The following is a 6,538-nucleotide window of genomic DNA, read 5'->3' as shown; positions in this document are numbered from 1 at the left end:
GGTGCCGCCTCCACGCGCCACCCCTCCCCCGTGCGGCTCAAGGTGCGGGCCCCCGTGCGGGTGAGCACCGCCCCTCCGGCGCGAAGGATCGCCTCGCGCAGCGCCTCGACGAGCGCCCCCATGCCGCCGCGGATCCCCACGTCCCCGCGCGGACCCGGGGAACGGGCGAGGATCTCCTCGACTGCGGCGGACAGGCTCCCGGCTGCGAGGGTGGCGGCCCGGAGCCCGGGAACGACCCGGTCGGCATCGAGGTCCGCCGGATCGGCGGAATGGATGCCCGCGACGATGGGGCGGACCAGGCGATCGACCACGGCCCGTCCCATGCGCGCCTCGACGAAGGAGGCGAGATCGGGGCGCTCCCCCCCGGCATCCGCCGGGAGGCGGCGGTCCTCCTGCGCCCGCTTCGCGCCCTCGTCCCCGAGGATCGCCGCGACTGCGGGCAGGCCCGGGTCGGAGGGGATGCCCATGAGAGAGGCCGGCGGGAAGGGGTGGAGCGCCCAGGGGGCGTCCCCGGAAGGATCGAGCGGCGGGAGGAAGAGGGAGGCGCGACCGCCCTCGGGGGCGACGACCTCGAGGCCGAGCTCAGCGGCCATCGACGACACGGCCGTCCCGCGCGGGGCGAAGGACTCCGCGCCGATGTCGATGCGCGCTCCCGCGATGTCGAGGGCGGCGATCTGACCGCCGAGGTAGCCGCGGGCTTCGAGGATCAGGGGGCGCAGGCCCGCCCTCGTGAACTCCCAAGCGGCGGCGAGTCCCGCGATCCCGCCGCCGATGACGATCGCGTCGAAATGCCGGTCGGCTGAAGCGTCAAGGGGGCTGCTCATCGGGAGTGCACCTGCTCGACGATCCGCGTGAGGACCTCGGGGTCCGTGTCGGCGGGAACGCCGTGCGCGAGATTGAAGACGTGGGCGGGCGCGTGAAGACCGCGTCGCAGGACCTCGTCGACCGCGCGCTCGCGGATCTCGCGAGGTGCGGCCAGACAGGCCGGGTCGAGGTTGCCCTGAAGGGGGAGTGCGCCGCCGAGCAGGGTGTTCGCCTCATCGAGGCCGATCCGCTCGTCCACGCCGATCGCATCGGCCCCCGCCTCGCGCATCGCGCGCAGCAGGTGGGGCGTGCCCGTCCCGAAGTGGATGAGCGGCGCGGGCAGGCCGGTGGAGGGGCTGATCGCAGAGCGGGCGATGTCGAGGGCGAGGGCGGAGTGGGGGAGCGCCGATTCCCGGTAGTCGCGCTCGGAGAGGACGCCGACCCAGGAGTCGAAGAGCTGTGCGGCCGAGGCGCCCGCCGTCACCTGTTCGGCGATGAATCCGCCGGTGACGCGCGCGCACCAGTCGAGGAGCAGCTCCCATGACCGGGGGTCGGAGCGCATGAGACGGCGCGCTTCGAGGCGGTCCCGGGAGGGGCCGCCGTCGATGAGGTAGCAGGCGAGGGTGAAGGGCGCCCCGCCGAAGGCGATGAGCGGAGTGCTCCCGAGCTTTTCGACCGTCAGGGCGACGGCCTCGCGGATCGCCTCCAGGCCGGGGCGCGCGTCGAGGCGGGCGCCCGGATCGATGAGGCGCTCTACGTCGGAGCGGGTGCGGATCGGACGGTCGATGACCGGGCCGATCCCGGAGGCGATCTCGACATCGACCCCCGCGAGGAGCAGGGGGACCATGATGTCGGAGTAGAAGACCGCGGCGTCGACGCCGTGGCGCCTCACGGGCTGGAGGGTCGCCTCGGCGACGAGCCCGGGATCGAGGCAGGCCTGGAGCATCGGAGCCCCCGAGCGCGCCCGGAGCTCCCGGTACTCGGGCAGGGAGCGGCCGGCCTGGCGCATGAACCAGACGGGGGTGACCTCGGGGCGCTCGCCTCGCAGGGCCCGGAGGAAGGGGGAGTCGAGGAGAGCCTCGCCCTGCGTCGACCGTGTGCTCGAAGTCATGGAATGCATTTCCTTCTGTGGGGGTCCTTCATCGAATTCTAAGAGACATGATTTTCTGTCGTTCCGTCAGGAAATGGCGATTCCCGAGGGCGGGGTATTTCCTGTCGGAGTGTCAGAAAAATAGCGTCCCCGAACTCCTCCGAGAATTGTGCCCTATTTCGAAGAATATGGTTTGATTGCGCCGTCATGGGAATTCACCTCCTTTCTGCGAGTCATTCGAATCGCGGCCTCAACGACGTCGCTGCGGCCTCCGTCGCCGTACCCGCGATCCTCGATGCGCACCTCGCCGAAGGGGCCCTCGACGGGGCGATCCTCCTGTCGACCTGCAACCGCGTCGAAATCCTCGTCGATTCCGAGTCCTTCCCCTCCGCCCTCGTCGATGATCTTCCGGGCGTGCGCGCCCTCAGCGGCGTCGACGCCGCCGAGCACCTCTTCCGCGTCGCATGCGGGCTCGACTCGATGGTCGTCGGCGAACGCGAGATCGTCGGCCAGGTGCGCAGGGCCGCCGACGAGGCCGGACGGAAGGGGCGCCTCACGCCCTCGCTCTCGCGCCTCGTGCAATCCGCCTCCGCCGTATCGCGCAGAGTCGCCGCTGCGACGGGACTGGCCGGCAGGGGCCGCTCCATCGTCGAGGTCGCCCTCGCCATCGCCGAGGAATCTCTCGGCCCGCTGCGCGGACTGAGCGCCGTCCTCATCGGCACGGGCTCGTACGCGGGCGCGTCCGTCGCGGCCCTGCGCGACCGCGGAGTCGCCGACATCCGCGTCCACTCGGCCTCCGGGCGGGCCGAAGCATTCTCCGAGGGCCACGGCACGCGGCCCGTCGGCCCGCGCGAGCTGCCAAAGGCCCTCGTCGGAGCCGACCTCGTCCTCGCCTGCCGGGGCACCGGACAGCCCGTGCTCTCCGCCGCGGACCTCGACGACGCCATGAGCGCCCGGCGGGGGCGTCGCCTCGTCATCCTCGACCTCGCCCTGCGTCCCGACATCGCGCCCGCTGAAACGCTCCCCGAGGGGATCCGACGCATCGACCTCGACGCCGTCGCGAAACGCCTTCCCGAGGTCGAGCACTCCGAGCTCGAGGCCGCGGAGCGGATCGTCGCCCGCGCAGTGCGCGACTTCGCCCACGAATCCGAAGGGCACGGCGTCGACGCGGCCGTCGTGGAACTGCGCGCCCGGGTCGACGCCGTCCTCGAAGAGGAGACCGCCGCCCTCGCCCACCTCGCGCCCGCGGAACGCGAACGCGCCGCCCGAGCCCTCCGCCACTTCGCCGCCCGCCTCCTCGACGTCCCCTGCCGCCGAGCCCGAGCCGCCGTCGCCGACGGCAACGCCGCGGGCTACCTCGAAGGAATCGACCTCGTCCTCGGAATCGGAGGGAATGGACGATGAACCCCGCGCATCCCTACGACGCCCTCCTCCTGGTCTCATACGGCGGCCCCAACGGCCCCGAGGACGTCCTGCCCTTCATGCGCAACGCGACCCGCGGCAAGGGCATCCCCGATGAGCGCCTCCTCGAGGTGTCCGGGCACTACGCCCGCTTCGGCGGCGTCAGCCCGATCAACGCCTGCAACGAACGCCTGATCGAGGCCCTCCGCGCTGAATTCGCAGCCCGCGGAGCCGAGCTCCCCGTCGTCCTGGGCAACCGGAACTGGCATCCCTTCATCTCCGCATCGCTCGCCGAGCTCGTCGCCTCGGGCGCGAAGCGGATCCTCATGCTCCCCACCTCCGCCTACGCCTCCTACTCGGGGTGCCGCCAGTACCGCGAAGACGTCGCAGCGGCTCTCGCCGGCATCGGTGAGGACGCGGACGGCGTCACGGTCGATAAGACCCGGACCTTCTACGATTCTCCGGGCTTCCTTCAGGCCCAGGTCGACAGGATCGCAACCGCCTACAGGCGACTCGAAGAACAGGGTCGCGGAGCGGAAGAGACCCGCCTCCTCCTCGTCACCCACTCCATCCCCGTCGCCATGCAAGAAGGGTCGGGGGACCCTGAACGGCCCGGATCCGACTACATCGCCCAGCACCTCGCCCTCGCCGAAGTCCTCGTCCCCCGCGTCGAAGACGCCCTCGGAGTCGAGCGCGGAACCATCCGTGCAGAACTGGCCTACTGCTCGCGCTCGGGCCCGCCGCAGGCGCGCTGGCTCGAACCCGATATCAACGACCGCCTCGAAGAACTCGCCGCCGAGGGCGTGCGGGCCGTGTGCTGCGCCCCCATCGGATTCGTCTCCGACCACATGGAAGTCGTCTACGACCTCGACACCGAGGCCGCCGAAACGGCGGAAGGCCTCGGCATCGACTACGTGAGAGCCGGAACCGCGGGGACCCACCCGGCCCTCATCGCCTCCCTCGTCGACCTCGTGTGCGAAAGGGCCGCGAGGGCCAGGGGCGAGGACCCCGAACGCCCTTGCGCCCTCGAATCCGGGCCTTGGCATGAGGAATGCGGTCCCCACTCCTGCCGGATGATCGCCGGCCTTGATACGGGGATCCCCGTCGTCGCAGGTCCCGCCGCGCCGAAGAACGGGGAGCCGCCCCCGCATCATCCGCACCGCGCCCGCGAGGCGCAGCGCTGAGGGCGGGCGGCGTCCGTCCCACCACGAATCACCCCAACCGACGAAGGAGTACACCATGGGCAACTACGTCCACGATCCGCGCGACGCCGAGAACGTCGACATCGACGCGATCAACAACGGCTTCCACTACGGCCTCACCTCCGTATTCGCCACCGCCGTCCCCCTCCCCTCCGATGAGGCCGAGCGCTCCGCCCTCGTTGCCGACACCCTCGCGGCGATCGAGGTCGAGGGCGTCGAGCTGCGCGGAACCTACGACATCGCGGGCTTCCGCGCCGACGCCGACCTCCTCGTGTGGTGGCTCTCGGACGATCCGGCGGCGATCCAGAAGGCCTACCGGGCCTTGCTCGCCTCGCCGCTGGGCGACTACCTCGACCCGGTCTGGTCCGTCATGGGCCAGCACACGCCCGCGGAGTTCAACCGCGGCCACGTCCCCGCCTGCTTCGCGGGAGTCGCCCCCCGCGACTGGATCACCGTCTACCCCTTCGTCCGCTCCTACGACTGGTACCTCCTGCCCGCCGAGGAGCGCTCGCGGATCATGTCCGAGCACGGCCGCAACGGCTTCTCCCAGTACCCCGATGTCAAGGGCTCGACCCTGTCGAGCTTCGGCATGAGCGATTACGAGTGGATCCTCGCCTTCGAGGCCGATTCCCTCGACCGTCTCGAGGGCGTCCTCCACGCCCAGCGCTACACGGAGGCGCGCCTCCACGTCCGCGTCGACACCCCCTTCTTCACGGGGCGTCGCGTGCCGCTCGCCGAGTGGGCCTCCGTCCAGCCCCTCGCCTGAGTCGACTCGTCTGCCCAGAAGCGGGGGCGTCGAAGACGGAGGTCCCATCGGCCCTTCGGACTTCGGCGCCCCTCCGCTCCTGTAAGGGGGGCGCGGAAGGGGTGCGGCGCGGAGCGGGGGAGTGCCGAGGTCGCAGGATGATCGTCGAATGTCGCGATTGAGAAAATTAGGCTAGCCTTGCCTGACGTAATTTCAGCTTTCCTTAGGAAAAGGATCGATATGCGACGTCATCGCCTCATCGCGGCCGCCGGAGCCGCCCTCGTCGTCGGGCTCCTCGGAGCCTGCTCCTCCGGGGCCTCCGAATCCGCGGGCGCCGAATCCGCGGCCCCCGGTACCGGCGCGGCAGTCATCGAGCACGCCTTCGGCGAGACCGCCGTCCCGCAGAAGGTCGAGCGCGTCGCGACCATCGGCTGGGCGAACCAGGACGTCGCCCTCGCCCTCGGCGTCGTCCCCGTCGGCTTCGCCGCCCAGACCTGGGGAGTCGAGGACGGATCCGGCATGCTGGCCTGGACGAAGGAGAAGGTCGACGAACTCGGCGGGAAGCCCGTCCTCTTCGACGAGACCGACGGCATCGACTTCGAAGCCGTCGCCGCGACCGAGCCGGACATCATCCTCGCCGCCTACTCCGGCCTCACCCGGGAGGACTACGACACGCTGACGAAGATCGCGCCGACCATCGCCTACCCGGGCGCCGCCTGGGGCACGCCGTGGCGCGACTTCATCCGCATGGACGCCGCCGGCATGAACAAGGCCGCCGAGGGCGAGACTCTCGTGAACGGGCTCGAGGAGAGGATCTCCCGTGCGGTCGCCGCCCATCCCGAGATCAAGGGCAAGTCGGCCGCCTTCTTCTACGGATCGCCGAGCGACCTGTCCCAGATCGGCTACTACACGACCACCGACCCGCGCACGGCCTTCCTCGCCGACCTCGGCCTCACCGTCCCCGGGTCCGTGAAGAGCGCCTCCGAGGCCGATCCGAGCTCCTTCCACGTCCAGGTCTCCGCCGAGAACGCCGACGCCCTGTCCGACGTCGATCTCATCGTCATGTACGGCGAGGAGTCCGACCTCGCGACCTACCAGGCCGACCCCCTCATCGGGACGATCCCCGCCATCGCGAAGGGCGCCGTCGTCTTCGTCGGCAACTCCTCCTTCGCCGCCTCGACGAACCCCGGGCCGCTCTCGATCCCGTGGGGCATCGACGACTACGTCGCGAAGATCGCCGAAGCCGCGGGCAAGCTCGCGTGACCTCCTCCCGTCCGACAGCGGTCCTCGCACTAC

6 protein-coding genes are annotated in these 6,538 nt (G+C 70.9%); 4 read left to right on the top strand and 2 right to left on the bottom strand.

Translation table 11 applies throughout. The features are described from left to right. Together ACQY7V_RS06265 and hemE are read right to left on the bottom strand one after the other, a co-directional pair. A partial coding sequence (locus ACQY7V_RS06265; RefSeq protein WP_428639396.1) for a protoporphyrinogen/coproporphyrinogen oxidase occupies window positions 1-824 on the bottom strand: 824 nt, incomplete at its 3' end. Further along, window positions 821-1,915, bottom strand: a complete 1,095-nt coding sequence (gene hemE, locus ACQY7V_RS06260; RefSeq protein WP_428639394.1) for a uroporphyrinogen decarboxylase — start codon at window positions 1,913-1,915, stop codon at window positions 821-823. The genes hemE and ACQY7V_RS06265, both read right to left, overlap by 4 nt. A 186-nt stretch (window positions 1,916-2,101) precedes the next feature. On the opposite strand from hemE, the gene ACQY7V_RS06255 reads away from it, so the two are divergent. The 4 genes from ACQY7V_RS06255 to ACQY7V_RS06240 all read left to right on the top strand — a co-directional run bounded on the left by ACQY7V_RS06255 (window position 2,102) and on the right by ACQY7V_RS06240 (window position 6,505). After that, a complete protein-coding gene (locus ACQY7V_RS06255; protein WP_428639392.1) occupies window positions 2,102-3,298 on the top strand; it encodes a glutamyl-tRNA reductase in 1,197 nt (398 codons plus the stop codon). Next, window positions 3,295-4,479, top strand: a complete 1,185-nt coding sequence (locus tag ACQY7V_RS06250) for a ferrochelatase (RefSeq protein ID WP_428639390.1) — start codon at window positions 3,295-3,297, stop codon at window positions 4,477-4,479. Before ACQY7V_RS06255 ends, ACQY7V_RS06250 begins: the two co-directional genes overlap by 4 nt. Window positions 4,480-4,534: 55 nt before the next feature. Beyond that, entirely contained in the window at window positions 4,535-5,263 is a 729-nt protein-coding gene (gene hemQ / locus ACQY7V_RS06245; RefSeq protein WP_303774326.1) for a hydrogen peroxide-dependent heme synthase, read from the top strand. A gap of 219 nt (window positions 5,264-5,482) precedes the next feature. After that, window positions 5,483-6,505, top strand: coding sequence for an iron-siderophore ABC transporter substrate-binding protein (locus tag ACQY7V_RS06240; RefSeq protein ID WP_428639388.1), 1,023 nt, complete (start codon window positions 5,483-5,485; stop codon window positions 6,503-6,505). The last annotated feature ends 33 nt before the right edge of the window (window positions 6,506-6,538 follow it).

The organism is Schaalia sp. (assembly GCF_050312375.1).
GTDB classification, from domain to species: Bacteria; Actinomycetota; Actinomycetes; order Actinomycetales; family Actinomycetaceae; genus Pauljensenia; species Pauljensenia hyovaginalis.
Note: the sequence above shows the minus strand (reverse complement) of the source record. Positions and strands in the feature narration are given on the sequence as shown.

Bases quoted from the DNA above. Each gene is read 5' to 3' on its own strand.
- ACQY7V_RS06240 (WP_428639388.1), top strand. From the start codon at position 5,483: ATGCGACGTCATCGCCTCATCGCGGCCGCCGGAGCCGCCCTCGTCGTC.
- hemQ (WP_303774326.1), top strand. From the start codon at position 4,535: ATGGGCAACTACGTCCACGATCCGCGCGACGCCGAGAACGTCGACATC.
- ACQY7V_RS06255 (WP_428639392.1), top strand. From the start codon at position 2,102: ATGGGAATTCACCTCCTTTCTGCGAGTCATTCGAATCGCGGCCTCAAC.
- ACQY7V_RS06250 (WP_428639390.1), top strand. From the start codon at position 3,295: ATGAACCCCGCGCATCCCTACGACGCCCTCCTCCTGGTCTCATACGGC.
- hemE (WP_428639394.1), bottom strand. From the start codon at position 1,915: ATGACTTCGAGCACACGGTCGACGCAGGGCGAGGCTCTCCTCGACTCC.